General features: G+C 42.4%; 19 protein-coding genes. 7 read left to right on the top strand and 12 right to left on the bottom strand.

From position 1 onward, the window contains the following. Window positions 1-65: 65 nt before the first annotated feature. On the bottom strand, window positions 66-299 hold the full coding sequence (locus tag ACYVAA_RS14155) for a GIY-YIG nuclease family protein (protein ID WP_460542805.1): 234 nt from the start codon (window positions 297-299) through the stop codon (window positions 66-68). A gap of 285 nt (window positions 300-584) precedes the next feature. On the opposite strand from ACYVAA_RS14155, the gene ACYVAA_RS14150 reads away from it, so the two are divergent. The 4 genes from ACYVAA_RS14150 to rplS all read left to right on the top strand — a co-directional run bounded on the left by ACYVAA_RS14150 (window position 585) and on the right by rplS (window position 2843). Then, a complete protein-coding gene (locus ACYVAA_RS14150) occupies window positions 585-1142 on the top strand; it encodes a 30S ribosomal protein S16 (protein WP_460542807.1) in 558 nt (185 codons plus the stop codon). Between the two features lie 14 nt (window positions 1143-1156). Further along, window positions 1157-1687 (top strand): ribosome maturation factor RimM, encoded by a 531-nt coding sequence (gene rimM / locus ACYVAA_RS14145; RefSeq protein ID WP_460542803.1) that lies wholly within the window; start codon window positions 1157-1159, stop codon window positions 1685-1687. A 3-nt stretch (window positions 1688-1690) separates the two neighbouring features. Next, on the top strand, window positions 1691-2398 hold the full coding sequence (gene trmD, locus ACYVAA_RS14140) for a tRNA (guanine(37)-N(1))-methyltransferase (protein WP_460542800.1): 708 nt from the start codon (window positions 1691-1693) through the stop codon (window positions 2396-2398). 79 nt (window positions 2399-2477) lie between these two features. After that, complete coding sequence (gene rplS, locus ACYVAA_RS14135) at window positions 2478-2843, top strand: 50S ribosomal protein L19 (protein ID WP_460542797.1); 366 nt, start codon at window positions 2478-2480, stop codon at window positions 2841-2843. Between the two features lie 46 nt (window positions 2844-2889). Here the strand turns inward: rplS and ACYVAA_RS14130 are convergent, their stop codons facing one another. Beyond that, entirely contained in the window at window positions 2890-3447 is a 558-nt protein-coding gene (locus ACYVAA_RS14130; protein ID WP_460542795.1) for a 2'-5' RNA ligase family protein, read from the bottom strand. Window positions 3448-3711: 264 nt separating this feature from the next. Between ACYVAA_RS14130 and ACYVAA_RS14125 the strand changes: the two genes are divergently transcribed. Further along, window positions 3712-4626, top strand: a complete 915-nt coding sequence (locus tag ACYVAA_RS14125) for a universal stress protein (protein WP_460542793.1) — start codon at window positions 3712-3714, stop codon at window positions 4624-4626. On the opposite strand, the gene ACYVAA_RS14120 is transcribed toward ACYVAA_RS14125, so the two are convergent. Beyond that, window positions 4623-5555 carry a class I SAM-dependent methyltransferase gene (locus ACYVAA_RS14120; protein ID WP_460542791.1) on the bottom strand — a complete coding sequence of 311 codons (933 nt, stop codon included), beginning with the start codon at window positions 5553-5555 and terminating at the stop codon, window positions 4623-4625. The genes ACYVAA_RS14125 and ACYVAA_RS14120 overlap by 4 nt on opposite strands. Window position 5556: 1 nt before the next feature. Beyond that, window positions 5557-6927: an exopolysaccharide biosynthesis polyprenyl glycosylphosphotransferase gene (locus ACYVAA_RS14115; RefSeq protein WP_460542789.1), complete on the bottom strand. Its 1371-nt coding sequence runs from the start codon at window positions 6925-6927 to the stop codon at window positions 5557-5559. Window positions 6928-7710: 783 nt separating this feature from the next. On the opposite strand from ACYVAA_RS14115, the gene ACYVAA_RS14110 reads away from it, so the two are divergent. Continuing rightward, window positions 7711-7938, top strand: coding sequence for a FeoA family protein (locus ACYVAA_RS14110; RefSeq protein ID WP_460542787.1), 228 nt, complete (start codon window positions 7711-7713; stop codon window positions 7936-7938). Between the two features lie 7 nt (window positions 7939-7945). Continuing rightward, on the top strand, window positions 7946-10078 hold the full coding sequence (gene feoB / locus ACYVAA_RS14105) for a ferrous iron transporter B (protein ID WP_460542785.1): 2133 nt from the start codon (window positions 7946-7948) through the stop codon (window positions 10076-10078). Window positions 10079-10407: 329 nt separating this feature from the next. On the opposite strand, the gene ACYVAA_RS14100 is transcribed toward feoB, so the two are convergent. From ACYVAA_RS14100 to ACYVAA_RS14065, 8 genes are all read right to left on the bottom strand, one after another. Further along, window positions 10408-11526, bottom strand: a complete 1119-nt coding sequence (locus ACYVAA_RS14100; RefSeq protein ID WP_460542783.1) for a glycosyltransferase family protein — start codon at window positions 11524-11526, stop codon at window positions 10408-10410. A gap of 183 nt (window positions 11527-11709) precedes the next feature. After that, window positions 11710-12870 (bottom strand): glycosyltransferase family 4 protein, encoded by a 1161-nt coding sequence (locus ACYVAA_RS14095; RefSeq protein ID WP_460542781.1) that lies wholly within the window; start codon window positions 12868-12870, stop codon window positions 11710-11712. A 24-nt stretch (window positions 12871-12894) separates the two neighbouring features. Next, the gene (locus ACYVAA_RS14090; RefSeq protein WP_460542779.1) at window positions 12895-13611 is read right to left on the bottom strand and encodes an acyltransferase; all 717 of its coding nucleotides are present in this window, start codon (window positions 13609-13611) and stop codon (window positions 12895-12897) included. A gap of 18 nt (window positions 13612-13629) precedes the next feature. Further along, entirely contained in the window at window positions 13630-14742 is a 1113-nt protein-coding gene (locus ACYVAA_RS14085) for a glycosyltransferase family 4 protein (protein WP_460542777.1), read from the bottom strand. Beyond that, the gene (locus ACYVAA_RS14080) at window positions 14735-16081 is read right to left on the bottom strand and encodes an O-antigen ligase family protein (protein ID WP_460542775.1); all 1347 of its coding nucleotides are present in this window, start codon (window positions 16079-16081) and stop codon (window positions 14735-14737) included. The genes ACYVAA_RS14085 and ACYVAA_RS14080 overlap by 8 nt, the downstream gene beginning before the upstream one ends. A gap of 88 nt (window positions 16082-16169) precedes the next feature. Next, window positions 16170-17111, bottom strand: coding sequence for a methyltransferase domain-containing protein (locus tag ACYVAA_RS14075; protein ID WP_460542773.1), 942 nt, complete (start codon window positions 17109-17111; stop codon window positions 16170-16172). 48 nt (window positions 17112-17159) lie between these two features. Next, window positions 17160-18062, bottom strand: a complete 903-nt coding sequence (locus tag ACYVAA_RS14070; protein WP_460542771.1) for a glycosyltransferase family 2 protein — start codon at window positions 18060-18062, stop codon at window positions 17160-17162. Beyond that, window positions 18028-19344: an oligosaccharide flippase family protein gene (locus ACYVAA_RS14065; protein ID WP_460542769.1), complete on the bottom strand. Its 1317-nt coding sequence runs from the start codon at window positions 19342-19344 to the stop codon at window positions 18028-18030. Before ACYVAA_RS14065 ends, ACYVAA_RS14070 begins: the two co-directional genes overlap by 35 nt. Between the last annotated feature and the right edge of the window lie 66 nt (window positions 19345-19410).

Genomic DNA, 19410 nt, shown 5'->3' with positions numbered 1-19410 from the left:
ATCGAACCTGTATCTAAAGTTTAGGAAACTTCTATTCTATCCATTGAACTACGAGGCCATGTATTTTACAAAGATTTTAATTTTTCCTTTCCAATTCCAGATTTCCAGTACTTTTCCCTTTCTCGAGCGATTACGCTTGTTTCTGCCTCCTCACTATAAATCAACTCCCAAGGCCGGTAACCTTTTGTAGATTTCGTTTTTCCTGAATTATGCTGTAGCAATCTCCTTCTAAGATCACTGGTAAACCCAACATACACCCTTCCATCAACCAAACTTTTAATTGCATAAACTGTATACATAACCATCACAGTTTTAGGAAACTTCCCTGCCTTCCGTCAGGCAGGTATTCTATCCATTGCCTCCCTTCCGGGAGGTAAAAACTACGAGGCCAATTTATACAATCCAAGCTATTCGCTGTGGTAAGGACTTTTTGCTTTCCTGAATTGTGCCGCAATTTAAAACATATTTTCCTTAATCCACAAATATTCACAGCCTAACTTGTTCTTTTAAAGATAAATCCGCTATCTTTGCAGTCCAAATTTACGATGGACGTGATCCATCAATTAACTAAATATCAATATACTATGGCAGTAAAAATCAGATTAGCACGTAGAGGTAGAAAAAGACAAGCCATCTACGATGTAGTTGTAGCTGATGCAAGAGCTCCACGTGATGGACGCTTTATCGAGAAAATCGGATCTTATAACCCGAACACTGACCCTGCTTCTATCAACATCAACAATGAGCGCGCTCTACAGTGGTTGTTGAACGGTGCCCAACCTACAGACACGGTAAAAGCCATGCTTTCTTACCGAGGAGTATTGCTTAAGAAACACCTTCAGATCGGTGTATTGAAAGGTGCTATCTCTCAAGAAGAAGCTGACAAGAAATTTGAAGCTTGGTTAGAGCAAAAAGAATCTGCTATTTCCGGCAAGAAAGACCAGATCGCTAAAGCGAAGGAAGACGCCCGTAAGAAATCTCTTGAAGCTGAGACGGCTAAGAACGAAGCGCGTCTTGATGCAATCAAGAAAAGAGAAGAAGAAGCCAAGGCTGCTGCCGCTGCTGAAGAAGCTGCTGCTTCCGAGGAGGCTCCAGCTGAAGGAGAAGCTTCTGAATCTAGCGAAGAAGAAACTCAAGGTTAATTACGCATTTTTCCATGAACAAGGAAAATTGTTTCCAAATAGGTTACATTGCTAAGGTTCATGGACTCCAAGGAGAAGTAACGGCCGTACTTGATGTAGATTATCCGGAGGAATACGAAGACATTGAGCATGTCTTTCTGGATAAAAACAACAGGCTTGCCCCTTACTTTCTTGAGCATTTTGTTTCGCAGCCCAATGGCAGGGTACTTGCCAAGTTTGAAGGCTACGATGACAAGAGTGCAGCAGAGACCCTAGTAGGCTCTGTACTGTATCTTCCGCTCAAAGACCTTCCTGAGCTTGATGATGACCAATACTATTATCACGAACTGGTAGGCTTCGAAATAGAAGATGAGTCCCGAGGAGTAATAGGAAATGTGCAGGTAATATATGACCTTCAAACCCAGTATTTGATCGGGTTGGAACACCAAGGGAAAGAAGTGCTGGTCCCTATCCAGGACGACATCATTCTCAAGGTGGACAAGGCAGCAAAAAAAGTTTTCTGCCGTTTGCCGGAAGGCTTACTTGAAATCTATTTAGAGGAATAGTCCATGCAGATCGATATAATCACCGTTGTACCTGGACTTTTGGAAGGCCCTTTTTCACACTCTATACTCAAAAGAGCTGAGGAAAAAGGATTGGCCAAGGTCCGCGTTCACAATCTCAGGGAATATGCCAGCGGCAAACAAAAGCAGGTCGATGACTACGCTTTTGGCGGCGGTGCCGGCATGGTCATGATGGTCGAACCCATAGCCAAGTGCATCGAAGCACTGAAAAGCGAAAGGGAATACGATGAGATCATCTACATGAGTCCCGATGGAAAAACACTCGATCAGCAGATGGCCAATTCCCTGTCCTTAAAAGGAAACCTGATGGTACTTTGCGGCCATTACAAGGGAGTGGATGAAAGGATTAGGCAAAAATACATCACCAAGGAAATCAGCATTGGGGATTTTGTCCTTTCCGGAGGAGAACTGGCAGCAGCCGTACTGGCCGATGCCGTGATCCGGCTCATCCCCGGAGTGCTCAATGACGAGACTTCGGCCCTTACAGACTCCTTTCAGGACGGATTGCTAGCCCCGCCGATCTATACACGGCCTGCGGAATATGAAGGTATGAAAGTGCCCGAAATATTGCTTTCAGGACATAATGAAAAGATCGCCAACTGGAGGTTTGAAGAATCGGTTCGCCGTACCAAAGAGCGAAGGCCTGACCTCTTGAAAGGGAAGGATTTCGAAGGTGGCGATAAAGGTAAATAATTGATAATTAATTGAATAAAAAAGATAATTGCATACCTTTGCAATTCGAATTTGCGACAAGCACATAAATCATAAAGATATGAGCGAACTACTTAAAATTGTAGAAGAGGAATATAAAGATGTAAGATCTAACTTCCCTTCTTTCAAGTCAGGGGACACCATCAACGTTCACGTACGAATCAAAGAAGGTAACAAAGAGCGTGTCCAGCAGTTCCAAGGTACCGTAATTCAGAGAAAAAACATCAACTCTAACGGTGAGACTTTCACTGTAAGAAAAATCTCTAGCGGTATCGGTGTAGAAAGAATCTTCCCTATCCTAAGCCCAAGCATCGAGAAAATCGAACTGCTTAGAGCTGGTAAAGTGAGAAGAGCAAGATTGTACTACCTAAGAGGCCGTCAAGGAAAAGCTGCAAGAGTAAAAGAGAAAATCACTGTGAAACACTAATCACAGCTTATACATTAAAAAAGGGAGTTTCATCACTCCCTTTTTTTTATTCCTGCTGGGGCAGCTCAAAAATCATCCAAACCTGCCAACGGTAATCGATTTTCTTCAGAAGGGCCACTTTTTTTACCTCCATCTTTCCATAAAAGCCTTTTTCCTTGACCATGCTCCAGCATTCATCAAAAAACCGCTTTTTTAGATCACTATAGACCAAAGTCATGTGCGGCGTGTAAGCTTTATCACTCAGCTCTTCGTTGAGTTTCAGTTCCCTTCTGCAATACTGATTTAGCTCCTCCTGCATCAACGGAAGCTCTGGGCCGTGACTGACCCGTGCATACATGATCCTTCTGCCAAACCTTCCTATCCCTTTAAATTCTATCGGAAAGGATTTTTGCCGATCAAAAAAAGTACGCAACAAACCTTCCAGCTTTTCTTCCTTATATTCGTTCCACACAAAGGGCATTTTCAAGGTCACATGGGCAGGCGATTTCAAGGCATGTTTCGCATTATACTTCTCCTTAACGGCTTCCTTTATGGCCTTGGCCTCTTCTTGGATTCCTGCTTCGGGAACAATGGCCAAAAAATATTTTTGGAGGGATGTAGGCATAATACAGACTGTTTAGCATCATGCTTGGCAAGTTTCCTACACCTAACCAAGCTTTTTGTGGACATTTGGGCACTCCCATCGGTTGATGATCTACAATAGATCTTCCAAAGACAGGTCCTTCTCCCTGATGCGACTTTAAGATAAATATAGACAAAGCTATGCCCCTAATCTAACATTAACAAAGTGGTTGAAGGACAATTTTCCGAAATTGCTTTTGTAGCTCCCAAGTATCGGTTAAATTGGTAGAAAACCGCTAGTTTATTTATGAAAAATCACAACACTGCCCTGATTGGCCTGGATCTCAGCAAAATGGACCAGGTAATTATAGAGAATACTCCCAAGATCATCCAACTTTTAAACCTTAGCAAAATATATTTCATCCACGTGGCGGAAAATCTGGCCCTGCCGGAAGATATCACAAGCACTTACCCTAATTTACTGGCCCCAGTAGATGAAAGCATAGAACAAGAAATCAAAAAGAAGGTAGAAAGCCTGCAACTTCCTGATGAAGTAGAAATTGAAATTTCAGCCGAAGAGGGCAACCCAACGGATTTGCTGCTAAGATGGTCAAAAATCAAAAATGTGGACTTCATTGTAATGGGGAGAAAAAACGAATTGGAAGGAAGCGGCGCACTGGCCAAGAGAATCGCTCAAAAAGCCCCCTCTTCCGTCCTCTTTATTACGGAAGACATGGCTTCCAACCCCTTGAAAAAATTCATTGTCCCCATTGATTTTTCGCCCCACACCGGAATGGTACTTGAAAAAGTGGAGAGATTTATCAAAGATAAAAAGGATGCCTCCATAAGATATGTCCACATCTATGAAGTTCCTATGGGCTACCATAAGACCGGCAAGTCTTATGAGGAATTTGCCGAGATAATGCTAGAAAATGCAAAAAAGGCTTTTAACCAGTTGGTAGAGGAACATAAAATCGAAAAGTACCCTTGCGACTTTATCCTGAAAGATGACAAAAGCAATGCCGATTATATCCTTGAGGCAGCAGTAAAACACTCTTCTGATGTGGTGGTAATAGGCAGTAGGGGCAGGACTAATTCGGCCGCCATCCTTCTGGGAAGCGTCGCCGAAAAACTGGTCCAGCATAATGACAAGATTCCGATGTTGGTCATCAAAAAGAAGGGCGAAAACATGGGATTCTTGGAAGCTTTGTTGAATGTTTAAGCCTTTCTAAAATAAAAACAGGCCTGGTCTCCTTGTCCCTCGGCATTCAGATCGAGGGACCTTTTTGTAAATTCACCTAATTTCTTTTCGGAAAAATGTTTCTCCAATTCTGCCTCCTTTAGAGGCACGCCAATCTTGCATAACTCACTCCCCCAAAACTGAAAGGAGTTGCTATCATAGACGGTCTTGCTCAAAACGAAGCCGGCTGATTCTGCCATCCCAATGAGGGATTCTTCGGTATGGAGATAAAAATGCCTGGGCGCATCCAACTGGACCCAATTAACTCCGTACTCCTTCCAAGCTGCTTTATTTGCCAAAGGAATTCTCACCAACAGCTTCCCGCCGCTTTTCAACAGGTCTCCCGCCTTTTGAATAATGTCCTTTGGTCTTTCCATATGCTCAAAGGAATGATGCATCATAATGCAATCAAACTTTTGATCAATTTCAAATAGTGATTTCTTTAAGAGAAGCAGGCTGTCGTTAACTTTCGTATCGGCATCTATAAAAGGATCAATACCTACCAGATCACGGTACCCAGAAGCATAAAATTCATACAACAGTTGCCCATTCCCGCAGCCAACATCTGCAATTTTACTGGAAAGCGGCAAATTCAACTCTTTCAGCCACTCACCATAATGGTAATGCTTAAAAACATCAAGCTTTGTCTTTCGAAAGAGGGCATATCTAAAAGTCTTTATTAGCCTTTTCCAGTACGGAGACTTGTTTATTGCTTCTAAAGAATAATAATCCTTCGGATAATACACCGATAAATCATCAGGGATAGTTACGATTTGAAGGGTTTTACACTTTCCACATTGCAGATAATCAAACTCGGCTTGATTTCCAAACATCATTTCCCTCACAGGAAAGACGTCATTCCCCTCCACATTACCACATAGCCGACATGTCTGCGATGCTTTCGCCGTCATATCAGTAAACATTATCTCTATTAAAGCCCAGTTCTCGGATGGTCTTCACCACGATCTCCACATCCATCCACATGCTCCAGTTTTGGATATAGAAGTAGTCCAACCTTACTCTCGACCTTATCTGATAGGGCTTGATGATTTCACCTCTATAGCCTTTCACCTGAGCCAAACCCGTTATGCCAGGTTTGATCTTATGGCGTGCATTGTATTTTTCAATCTGTGTTTTAAATGTTTCATTCATTGGAACCGTATGGGGTCTTGGGCCAACAATCGACATATCCCCAATAAGTACGTTCAAAAATTGGGGCATTTCATCCAAGGATGTACTCCGCAAAAACCTTCCTATCCGGGTTACCCTGGGATCATTTTTAATGGCCTGGTGGGTATCTGCATAGTCATTCGGAGTCATCGACCGAAACTTCAGACATTTGAAAACCCTGTTGTTTTCACCATTTCTCAGTTGAATAAAAAATATAGGTCCTTTTGATTCCAGCCTGATGAGCAAACCCACTAAGGGGATCATCCAGCTCAATACCAAAACAGTAACAATGATAGAGAAAAGGATGTCAAAAGTCCGCTTCAGCGTCCTGTTGATTAAATTATCCAAAGGAATCGCATTGACATTGATCACAAAGAACTCTCCGTATTTGGAGAAGGACAGGTTCTTTTCCATCTGGAGATTGCCACCGGGAATCACCTTGACCTTTATATAATGCTCATCGGCAAAATTGACAATCTTTTTCATCGTCCTAAGGTCAAGTCGCTCATTGATATAAATCAAATCCAGATCCATTCCTTGTGCCTCCCTGAAGAAATCATCAAGATTTCCACGTGTTTCCAAGCAATCACTAATATCATCGTAATATCCCAGAAAATTTATCCCAAAATCCCTTCGGGTCTGAAAAACCTTGGCCAGCTTAAAACTGGTTCCGCCTTTCCCAATGATCACTGCATTCCTATAATTTCCCCCGCGGGAACGATATTGTTTCAGGACTATATGAACCCCTACACGGTAAAAAACCATCGTTGCCATCATGATCATGGCATTCACCAATAGGAAGGCCCTACTTAAATGGTAGGTTTGAAATGCTATCCACAATACCGCTATAATAAAAAAGAACCACAGCAGCGAACCGAACAATTTTTGAATGGTAAAAAGGTAATCAGTGGTCCGACCTACCTTATAGTCCTTTCTAAAAGTAGCCAACAACAACCAAATCAGCATGTAAGCTGCATAAATGACTGAATTGATATCCTTTATCTCAACATACCTACCTACAATCCACTGAGTTAATAATAGCGAAAACGCGATTATCAAAACATCACCAAGAAGAAATAGCCATGGAAAGTATTTGTAAAACCGTCTTGCCATAAAAATTTGTTACTGCCCTGAAGTTTTTGCCATGATACAGCAATTTAAATACCAATTCTTTTCGTTTTAAAAATTGCTAAGACCTCATTAAATAATTTCCTTATTTTCACAAAGGTGTTGTAAAATTATAAAAAATTCTTTTCTAACCATCATTAAATATCTGTTAAACATTTCATTTTCTTTACTATGGTCAGGGAAAGCCACTTAATCCCTACATACATCGAAAAACCATCCTTTTTCCAACAGTGATAGAGTCTCCCCAAACACTGTTCTGCAAAAATTTCACCCTTTGTACCAATACAGTGTGGTCCAAAGAAGTGCCGATCAAATAACCAATCTGTCCATTCCCCCCATCATTACCTAAACGATCGATAAAGCAAAACCCGTAAATTATAATGACCACTGAGTTATTTTGAATCTACTAAATATTAATAGCTGCTAACCTGTCTAGCACCAGATAAATCTCCGGTCATTCGACGGGACAGATGATGTAAACTTGTCCGTGATGGCGGATTCGTGGACACCTTCTTGAAAGTATTTTTTATATGCACAATTGCGGATATTCACATTACTTTTTAAAAGTTTCTTGGATACAGAGACAACAAAACATGTGAAACGTCGAAAATGATCTTTAGAGAAGGAGATCTGTAAATTCTTAGCTATCTGAGCCCTATTACGAGTTACCGCTCATCAAAAAGCACAAGATTTCGCTGAAAACAGAACGGATTCTGATCTTTTTCCGTTAATTTTGCAACAATTTAGATTTAATCTAATTTCACCAATATGAGGACGGCGGATCAAATAAAAAAAGGGGAATCGGCAACCATCAATCGAATTTTGCCGAGTGAACTCACCTTACACCTTATGGAGATGGGATTCCTTCCCGGAAAGAAAATTGCACTAATGCAACATGCCCCACTGAAAGATCCCCTTGCCTTCAAACTAGGCAATACCGTCATTGCTCTTCGAAAATCAGAGGCTCAGCTCATTGAAGTGACCTTAGAAAATTAATTCTTTTATGCCAGAAGTACTTACCCCTCCGAAGCAATCTACCTACACCGTGGCCCTGATTGGAAATCCCAATGTAGGAAAAACCACCATATTCAACCGTCTTACGGGTCTTCGCCAAAAAGTCGGCAATTACCCGGGCGTGACAGTGGATAAACGCTACGCTAATATCAAGATTCAGGGCCAGGAGGCTACTGTAATTGACCTTCCTGGTACTTATAGCATTTACCCTAATTCGGAGGATGAGGTCATTGTCCACCGTGTACTGAATGGACTGGACAAAGAAAACCGCCCTGATTTTGTGCTGGCGGTTGTGGACATGTCCAGCATGGAAAGAGGACTATTTCTCATCACGCAGATCATGGACTTGGGCTTGCCTATGGCCATCGTCCTAAACATGTCCGATACCGCAGAGGAGCAGGGCATAAAGGTAAAAACCCATGCTCTTTACAAAGCCTTAGGGGTTCCCGTTATACAGACCAATGCAAGGAGCAATGAGGGGATTTCTGGTATCACTGAACTTATCGGTCAGCAGATGTTTGAAAAACCTGTTTCCTTTATCGACACCGCTGAGTTATTACCCAATGACCTGTCAGAGCGCATCCAGGCCCGGTTCTCACTGGAAAACACTTACCAGGCCTACCAACTTATACGCTTTCACGAAAAAGAGCCCACCTTATCTCATGAGGATGGTCAGTGGCTTCATAACGAAATCAAAACTTCTCAATTTGATATTAAGACCACTCAGCTTAAAGAAACCCAAAGCAGGTATTCAGCAATCCAGCAGGTGCTAGAAACATCTGTTGAAAAGACGGATTTAACCAGAAAAAGGCTGACGGATCAACTTGACCGGGTTTTCCTACATAAAATTGGAGGCTATGGGATTTTTCTGGGCATACTGCTGGTCATCTTCCAGGCAGTGTTTGCCTGGTCGGCAGTCCCTATGGACTTGATCGACGGTTTCTTTGCCAGTTTAAGTGGGTCAATGGCCACTCTTTTACCTAGCGGAGTTCTTACTGACCTGATTACCGAGGGGATCATTCCAGGCATCGGTGGGGTAGTGATCTTTATCCCCCAAATAGCCCTTTTGTTTGCTTTTCTTGGTATTCTGGAAGATACAGGATACATGTCAAGGGTGGTTTTCCTGATGGATCGGATCATGAGACCCTTTGGGCTAAACGGCAAAAGCGTGGTCCCTTTGATATCAGGCATTGCCTGTGCCATTCCGGGGATCATGGCTACACGAAATATCGGCAACTGGAAAGATCGGCTGATCACCATCATGGTAACCCCTTTGATGAGTTGCTCGGCCAGGCTTCCTGTGTATGTCATCCTGATCGGCATCGCTGTGCCAGAAGACTATGTTGGCCCTTTTAACCTACAGGCAATTGCCTTATTGGGCATGTACCTACTAGGGGTATTTGCCGTTCTACTTACCTCATGGATATTGAAAATGGTGCTCCACTTCAAGGAAAGAAGTTACCTGATGGTAGAGATGCCCATGTACCGTCTTCCAAGATGGAAGGACGTACTGATCACCATGTACTCCAAGTCAAAAACCTTTGTCCTGGAGGCAGGTAAAGTTATTCTGGCCATCTCTATTGTTTTATGGGTGCTTGCTTCATACGGTCCTTCAGGTGTGAGGGAAGAAGCCATTGCGGCCATTGAAGCTCCCGCTTCTGATGCCAATCAGGAAGTGATTGACCAATATGAAAATGAAGTAGCCTCGGCAGAGCTGGAGTCTTCCTACATTGGAATCGCTGGAAAATTCATTGAGCCGGCCATCAGGCCCTTAGGATATGACTGGAAAATTGGCATCGCTTTGATCACATCATTTGCTGCCCGAGAGGTGTTTGTCTCCACCATGGCTACCCTTTATAGTGTGGGAAGTGATGTAGAGGATGAACTGACCATTAAGGAAAAACTGGAGGGGGAGACCAATCCTCAAACAGGTGAAAAAGTTTTTAATCTGGCCACTGCCTTTTCTCTTATCGTATTCTATGCCTTTGCCATGCAGTGTATGAGCACCTTGGCCGTAGTTTACAGGGAGACCAAAGGCTGGAAATGGCCCTTGATCCAAACCGTCTATATGACGGCGCTTGCTTATGTATCCGCTTGGGTGGTATACCAGTTTTTAAGTTGAGCGGATCATATCAAAACCTAAAATTGGATGGAGGAAACTGAATGCTTATTTATTCAGTTTAATTAGAAAATACTATTAGGCCAAGGACCTTTAACTTTAGACACAATTATTATGTGGCAAGAAATTATCGTTTGGGGACTATTTATGGGAATTATCGGCTGGAAGGCTTATCAATACCTAAAACCTAAAAAATCCAGCTCGCTGAACTGTGGATGTGGGAAATGTGATGCGGTGAAGGAAAGATGAAAAATCAGCACAACTAGTGCTCCATAAACTAGTTCAATCTAGACTCCTTAAACCACCTTTTTTTCTGAATTGTGCCAAGTGTATTATCTCTTGGCCAAGTCTTTGAATACTTCAATGTATTGATCGGTAACATGATCCCAATCATATTTTTGGGTCAGCCCTTGAGCTGACGTCTCTCTCAGCTGCCGTAGTTCTTCAGGAGACTTCTCTGCTTTTTCTACTATTTCCTTGACGGCCTTCTGTGTTTTATCAAAATACCAACCAAACTTTCCTTTCTGAAGCATTTCCTGGTTGAACCGTGTATCCAAGGCCAATATGGCACAGTCATAGCCTAGTGCTTTGAGCATGGCAGGATTGGTCCCTCCATATTCATGTCCATGAAAGTAAGCATAGCAGTTGCGGTACAGGGCGGCCAGTTCCTGCTGATCCCTAACATATCCCGTGAATATCAGTCGATCATCCGGGATATTCTTTAATTTTTCTGCAAAAGCATCCCTGTAGGGGACATCACCTACCACTACTAATTTCCTCTTCGTCTTAGATTTGGTAAAACCTTCAATTATCAGATCTGCATTATTATCAGGAACCAAGCGGCCAACAATGAGATAATAGTCTTCCTTCTCCAAGCCCCACTTTTTGATCAGGCTGCTATCAACATGTAGGCCTGGATTGGATCCATAGGCAATTACAGTGGAAGGGGCATCAAAAAGCTCCAAATAAACTTTCTGCATTTCGTCCGAATCATTGATAATCCGGTCATAAAACTTGGTGGCCATTTTGGACGCCCAAAAGAAATACTTGGCTCCAAGGCCTTTCCACTTGGGCCGTAACCACTCAAGGCCATCCACATTGATGGCTGTAGGCTTCCTGAAGATTTTTGATATCAAGCCAAAAGGTCCATTTCCGCTATTGACGACAAATATCACGTCCGCACTGGAAAAACAGGCATGGATCATGGAAAAGAAGGAATGCGTCAACTGGGTCAGGGACTTGGACTCTATTGCAGGTGTATACACCAGGTCAATGCCATTTACCTGTTTTGGCCTTTCCTTAAACAAAGCCCTGTGGCAGTATACCGTCACTTTAATATCTCTTCTCACCAGTCGCTCACACAGTTCTTTTATCATGGTGTCATAGCCCCCATAAACGTAAGGATAGCCCTTGGCTCCAAAAATGGCTATATGAAGTGGTTTATTCGGCATTTTGGAATTGAAAGATTGCAAAATTGTTTGATTGTTGTTGAGAAACCGGCCAATAGGAATTTGGGATCATTTAGTTGTTGCTGCAGCTTGTCCCGACAAGATCAGGGCTGCCGATTTCTTCATCTGTGAGCTAAAAAGCAAGGTTTAACGATACAAAGTCATCGGCCTGACCTTTTCTAAGGCTCAAGGCTTTCTCCTCAAGACCGCCTTAAACACCTCCCCCATATTCTTGATATAAGCATCTATGGAAAATTGTGCAATAACCCTTTCCTGACCAGCCTTTCCCAGATTGACCCTGAGCTCCGGTTCCTTAATAAGTTCATCAAAAGCCCGGGCAGCTTTCCCAGCGTCATCCCAAGGAACCAGGTACCCTGTTTTCTTTTCTATAACCATCTCAGTGGCTCCTCCATGGGCAGTGGCCACCACAGGCTTTCCCGCAGCCATTGCTTCCAATACAGTAGTGGGCAGCGGATCGGGAAGAATCGAAGGAAGCATAAAAATATCCAGGCCACTCATGATATTGGAAATATCAGTCCTGAAACCCAAATCTGTTACCTTCCCCTCCAAACCATTGGCTTTGATCTTTTCCTTGATCTCATCATATAAATATTCATAACCGTCAAATGCATCCCCCACCATTACGAAATGGACATGTTTATATCTATCGGCCAATTCTTTCGCTACATCCAAAAAATAAGTTTGCCCCTTCCAAAAATGCACCCGGGCGATCATGCCAATCAGGATGCTGTCTTCCGAAAGACCGATTTCCTTTTTTAGATCATAGTTGGCCTTAACAAATGGATGATAATCGATGCCGTTGTAAACGACCCGTAATTTGTCTTTATCAACCCCTGAAGAATAATTATTTGCTGTTGCTTTTGACACACATAAGACCAGATCACCTGTTTTCTGAAGTAGCAGCTGGATGAATTTCTTAAACCATCCGGGGTGTTCTATGATTTCCCTAACGTGCCATATATGTTTTAAGCCCATCCTTTTGGCAACCCATGCCCCTACCCAAACAGCAGTGGTATTCGTGTAGATGACTTTTACATGGTGCTCTCTCACCAATTCCTTTAGTGCTTTTGCAGCTCCACTCATGTACTTTAATCTATTTGCCAGGCCAAACAAATTAAAGTACTTCCTTCTTATCACTCCCAATCTAATGATCAGCACTTCGATATTTTCCGCCCTGATAGCCTCCGCCAAAGTGCCTTCAGAAGAAAGGATTACAATGGGCCTTATGCCTTCTCTTTTCATCCCTACAACAGATCGAATCAAACTTCTACTGGCCCCGTAGAGATCCGTCGAACTGTGTAATACTAAAATTGTTTCTTGGTTCATTCTTAAGATTAGCTAACTGTCCCTCTATTTTGGAAGAGTATTTTTAGAGCCATCTCTAAATTTTATAAGTTTTGCCGGATTGCCCCCTACGATGGAATAAGGGGCCACATCCTTAGTTACTACGCTTCCTGCCGCAATTACTGCACCTTTCCCTATGGTGACCCCTGCCAGGATGATCGAGTTGGAAGCAATCCAACAATCATCTTCAATCCGTACAAAGCTTCTGGTGACACCTTGGTCTTTCATTGGAAGATCTGTATGCTCAAAATTATGATTTTCGGAATAGATACTCACTCTGGGGGACATCATGACATTGTTTCCGATTTCAATATACCCGGAACAGCCTATGTAGCTCAGATGACCAATACTAGAATTATCCCCCACCTTTAAGCCTTCTCCGAGTGGCCCTCCGTAATTGTTGGTGGGGCGGATCATTGCATACCTGCCTATGGTAACATTCTCACCAAGGTGAATTCCCTGCTTTGACAGCCCATTGATCTCACATCCATCCTCAAAAATGCAATTTTTACCAGCTACGATATAGGATTTATTGAATATCTTCGCCCTCTTCCCTACCAAGAGCATCCCTTTGGAGGATTTCAAAAATAGCTTTACCCAAAGCCCTCTTAGTAGCTTAGGAGCCACCATACATAGAGAAACAAAAATATCCTTATTTGTCCACCCTTCACCAAATCGGTTTTCTGGATTTACTTTTATAAGCTTAAACAGTAATGATATCATTCAGCTTTGGTCATTAGTTTAGTCAGCAGCCACATGCTGCTTTATAGTTTCCACTGTTTTTTCCCAGCGGTATCTTTCCAACATTTCTTTCTGCTTTCCTCGAAATTCTTCCATTTCTACAGTCCCCAAATTTAATAGCTTCTCCATCTTGCTGGCCATATCGGAGACATCCTCCGGATCAAAAATCAGTCCTCCTTGACCTACTACCTCTGGCAGGGCACCCCTATTGGAAGCTGCAATAGGCAAGCCGTAATGATATGCCTCAATCACCGGAATGCCAAAGCCTTCGTAAAGTGAGGGAAAAACATAAGCCTTTGCTTTTGAATAAAGCGTGAACAACTCTTCATCACTGACATGTCCTGTAAGGACCACCCTGTTCTGCAGCTTGTGGAAGGCTATTTTCTCTACGACCCTATCATAGTCGTCCAAAAACAATTTTGGTCCCCTTTGTCCAACCAGAACCAGCTTTAAATGCTTTTGGGGGAGCTGTGAAAAGGCTTCAATAAGCCGGACCAGGTTTTTTCGCTTCTCCATCACCCCTACATGAAGCAGGTATTCCTCTCCTTCGTGAAGGCCAAACCTGCTTAAACCAACAAGTTTCTTAGGTTCTAATAAAGCCCGTTTTGGCCCAAGGGGAATGACTTTGATTTTGTCCCTATCAAAATCAAAAAGCGCTTTGAGTCTTCCCTTAGAAAACTTTGACACGGTAAAAATAGCGGCTGCTTTCCGCGCTGCAGGCACAGCCATACAGGTAAACATCCAGCGCCAATACTTATTATAATGTTCTGGAAGTTCCCATATATTACAACCATGAAAAACAGGATATGCTTTTACCCCCTTGGGCATAAAATAGGGAACGACATAATCATTGCAAATCAGCAGGTCACATGCTAGTTTTTTGACCCTTAAAGGCAACTGCACCTCTTTCCACCAAAAAAACCTGAGATGTTCCATCACCTTTTGGATTTTGGACCTGGGTGGAGAAAATGGTTTTGGACCTATTTCAATTACCTCAAATGTTGCATCATCTCTCAGTCCCCTCAAGATTTCTTCCAAAACGGTTCTTATCCCCGTCTTTGCCAAATTCAGATCCCTGGTATCTACCGCCACTTTATACTTTATCCTATCCATCTGTCAAAGAAACTTGCTGATTCAATTTAACTTCATGATAAGACTTGATGCTGTACCCCACCATCCACCACGACAGGAGTGCCACATACAGAAAGTTTTCGGCATTGGAAGTAAAGAGAGGAAGCAATAAGCCAAATTTAACCGTACAAGCAACAAAAGCCACTCTTGCGGCCATTACATTTTCTACTTGACGAAAGGTTTTCAAAGCAATAGTTATGCTTGCGGCCAACAAGATTATATACAGGGCCATTCCCAATACCCCCATCTGCACTCCAAAAATCAAATACTGGTTTTCCCCTCCTACCCGCATCTCATCAGAAACGCTTGCCGTATTGCCACTCATGGCCAGCCCTATCCCCTCTGGGTGTTGAATAATTGAATCAACTGCGACCAACCACTCCACTATATGGCCTACACTGGAGGCATTTTGAAAGGTAATGGTATCGTAAATAAAATAGTAAAACTCCTTCTCCGCAAAGAGGAGAACATAGGCTATAAAGCTGAATACGATGAATATGCCGATTTTGAAAAGACCATACAGCCTAAAAATAAAGGCGATAAAAAACAACATGATAAAGAATGCAGTAAAAGACGCCCTAGAACTGCTAAATAGCACCCCGCCGGAAGCCGCAATCATCACCAACAAATAAATGTTCGCTTCCTTTCTTTTGCTTGTCAAATACCAAACAAGTCCTGCCGAAAACGCCATCAAACTGGAGGCAGCCAATTCCAAAGGGTCCGAAAAGAAAGAGGCAAACCTCTTGGCTCCTGTTTGGGTTTCAAATGTCCACGTCAAGTTATAGTGACCTGTAGGCTCAAAATTATAAACCGCTAGATTGAATGCAGAATAACCGGAAAAGGATTGGAAATGGGTATCTATGGCCGACTCCACTAAATTTACGCCAAATGAAATAATTGCGATCACCATTATTCCTTTGAACAAAAGGGAAATCTCCTCCTCTTTTAATCGACTATTCCTCCCAAAAAAGTAAAATGCTGCAAGGAGGAAAATATTTTTTAAATAAGTGGCCTTATCGACAAATGTGGCTGCTCCAATAGGTAAGAATAAAAAACACAAGCCAAGAGACAAAAACAGTATCAATAACCTATCCGTCAGGTTTATCCTCAAGGGATAATTGAAAATGTCTCTTTCATAAAACAGGAAAGAGACAAAAGCTATCAATACGACAAATTCCTTTAGAAACTTAAATAGGGTAATTAACCACATCAAATGTGTGGCCTGCCAGACGATACTCAGTACAGTGGTATAAAAAGGAAAGTAGAAGCATGCAAAATAAATCACCCATTCCCATTTGCCTTCAAAGACAATCTTTTGCACAGTTATGCCCAATAACAATGCAACCCCTATAATCACCAACAAAAAAAGCACTATACAGGATTATTTTTAATGATTATGCTCCTTGAACCTAGGCAAAATAAGTCTTAAACCCTCCCCGATAGCGTTTCACCAGATCGTCATCCGAAAGGACTTTACTCCCCTTCCGTCCCATAAAATAAATGCCTGAAGCACCATCCAAGGCGCTTGCCTTGTTTTTAGTGAGATAATCCAGATACTTAACCCAAAAAAACAAATAAGTACTGATCAGTCTCAATAAAGCACGGACATAGAAATTATTGGAGAAGCCCATAAAAAAATACACAATTGCCCAGGACAAGGATGTTCCGGGACCTGCCGTGGGGCCCATTTCCAGTTCTTCAAAGCTTCTGAAAAGCCTCCGCTGCCCAAGAAAAGAAAACCGGGTAAAGTCAAATGCCTTTCCATGAACCTGTTGCATAAACGGTATTTCTGAATAGACAATCCCATCCTCTTTGAGCACCCGGTGAATCTCCTCCACGCACCTTACCGGATCCAACACATGCTCCAAAACCGCTTGGACCACTACTGCATCCACAGAGCCCGTGGCAAACGGTAAATCATGTCCATCACATACCAGCTTCGTCTTTGGGCCAATGGTGACGTCTGTGTCCACAAATATAAACTCCTTGTTCTTATAAAATTCTTTGGAACCTTTCCCCTCTATACTGCCTCCAATGGTCAAAACCACTGGATTTTTCTTCTTTTTCAGTAGTTGAGACAAGGTTTTAAAGTTCCTTTTTCCCGCATAATTAATGCTCAATGAGGGGATCAGACTAAGAACAAAATTCTTAAGTTTATTATTTGAAAAAAATGTTACTTCTTTATTTAGGAACTGAGCCTGCTTGAAAATACTCTTTTCGTCATGGATAAGAACCGGGACCTTATTCACGATCGGATACTCATTTCCACTTACTGAAACTAGCTTTCCTTCACTCTCCACTAACTCATCCCCCGTTTTAGGGCACCTCAATAACTCTACAAATGATTTCATTTTTTATTTCAACTATCCGAACGAAAGCTTTCGGAAATTATCTACCTATTAACTATTTAGACGAACCCCGTCCACTACCCCCCTCAAGAGAGCGGCAAGCTTTTCTCTTCTGTTACGAACAAGGAAATAAAAAGAGTACAGCATAAATTTACCCAACTGATACAGCCATGCACTTACTGCATAGGGCATATGGACATGATTTCGCAACTGAAAAAGCTGATTTCTCGTGGCCAGATAGTGCACATTTGGACTAATCGTTCCTTCCTTGCCCTTATTCGTAGACTTTGATGAGGCTCCCGCCTCATGATAAATTACAGATGAAGGCACCACAGCCAACTGATATCCAATAGATTTCATCCTCAATGACCAATCCACGTCCTCGAAATAGGCGAAATAGTGGTCATTCAGCAAACCTACTTTTTTTATGACTTCCGCCCTAACAAGCATACAACAGCCTGTAATCCAATCTGTAAAATAGGACAACTCACCATCCATCTTGTGCTTAATGGCCAAAGAGTCTCCTCTCCATTTTTTCCATTTACCTCCGGCATTCCAAACTTTTGCTTTGTCATGCATATAGTACATTAGCGGCTGGACAGCCCCTATAGTTGGGCTTTGTTCAAAAGTGTTGAGCAAATGAACCAAAAAATCAGGAGCGACTTCTGTGTCATTGTTCAGCAACATGATATATTCAAAGCCTTCCTGAAGTGCATACCGCATTCCCACGTTATTCCCACCGGTAAAACCCAAATTCTGATCATTGGCTATGAAAACAGGATGTTTGAATTCCTGCTTCAGTTTATCCAGAGAACCGTCTTCCGAGGCATTATCTACCAAAATCACCTGAAAAGAGGCAGTTGAACGGGCTACTTTCAATGAATTCAGGCACTTCCGAGTGTGCGCATAACCATTCCAATTAAGAATGATGATGGCGACCAAGCAATCTTGCATAGAATCCATTAAATAATTCTGGTGTATTTTTTTTGATCAGGGCTGAACAGGTGATAAAAATAACCAATTCTGTGGAAACCAATGCATAGGCCAATCCTTCTCCTCCCAGCCATGAGGTCAGTCCAATCGCCACAGGCAGCATATACAAACAAAATATCCAAGAACTGTTGAACAGGACCTTTTTTTGTTCCGTCACCAAAATCATGATCATATTGGCAATGTTTAAGGTGGCCATTAAGGGCACGAAAGCCAATATCCTTAGAAATGCGACCGACTCTGACATTTCTGCCTTGGAGAGCACTTTGATAATGAAAGGAGCTATGGAGATAATTACCACCGTAATGATCACTGCTCCAAATAAAATCAATTTATATACCTTAAGCAGAAAGCGGAAGAACGAATTTTTATCTTGCTCAAAAAGCTTACTTGCATTGGGGAATATCGCCCCGATTGTCATGGAAGGGATCATTCGTAAAACCATGGCAACCCGCTCAGCCAGGCTGTACATCCCTAAAATGTTGGCACTGGCAAAGAAACTCAAAATGACCATTCCTCCACTGACAGAAATATGGCCGGCCAAATTGGACAAAAAGAGATAAACATTGCCTTTCCAAGACTGAAGCACCTTTTTGATCCCGAGAAAATAAAATGGGATTTTTAGGGCATGATGGATATAGGCCAATACGGATAGATTGACACTCAATGCCGCCCCTCCAAAAAAGAAATTCACCCACTTGGCATCTTCAGGGGCGTGGATAAAAAGTACAATACCAAACAAGTAGAGAAGTTTGCTGAAGATATTAGCTACCGAAACCAAGCGCATCTTTTCCAGGCCCTGAAAAAACCAAACAGGTAGTGTGGCCTCAGAAAACAGCATCAGCAAGGAATAAATCAGGATGACCTGATATTCTGGAAAAAGGTCGAACCCTAAAACTGCCACTAACAAAAATACCGTAGCCAGGGTGGCCAATACCAGTTTGCTGGAAACCACATTGGACCAGATTGCAGACAGCGCTTCCCTGTTCTTTTGGTTCAGGGCTACCTCACGCGGGCCACTTAGGTTGTACCCGAATCCCACAAAAACATTGGCTATTAGAATGACGGAAATTGCCAGGCTGACCAAACCAAACTGATCCACTCCAATGGACCGGATCAACAGTGGCATGACCATTAAAGAGATGATGATATTGGATGATTGGATGAAAAGTAAAAAAATAAAATTCTGAACAGATTTATGCCTGATTAGCTGAAAAAAAGATACAGACAGGAGTTTGTCGATCATGTTTTAATGAGAATTCTTCGCCTTAGTTGTTCGCCCGCGAATGTACAGATAGCTTTGTAAGGATTG

Source organism: Echinicola sediminis, assembly GCF_054777495.1.
The sequence above is the reverse complement of the archived record's forward strand: the minus strand, read 5'-3'. Positions and strand labels throughout refer to the sequence as shown.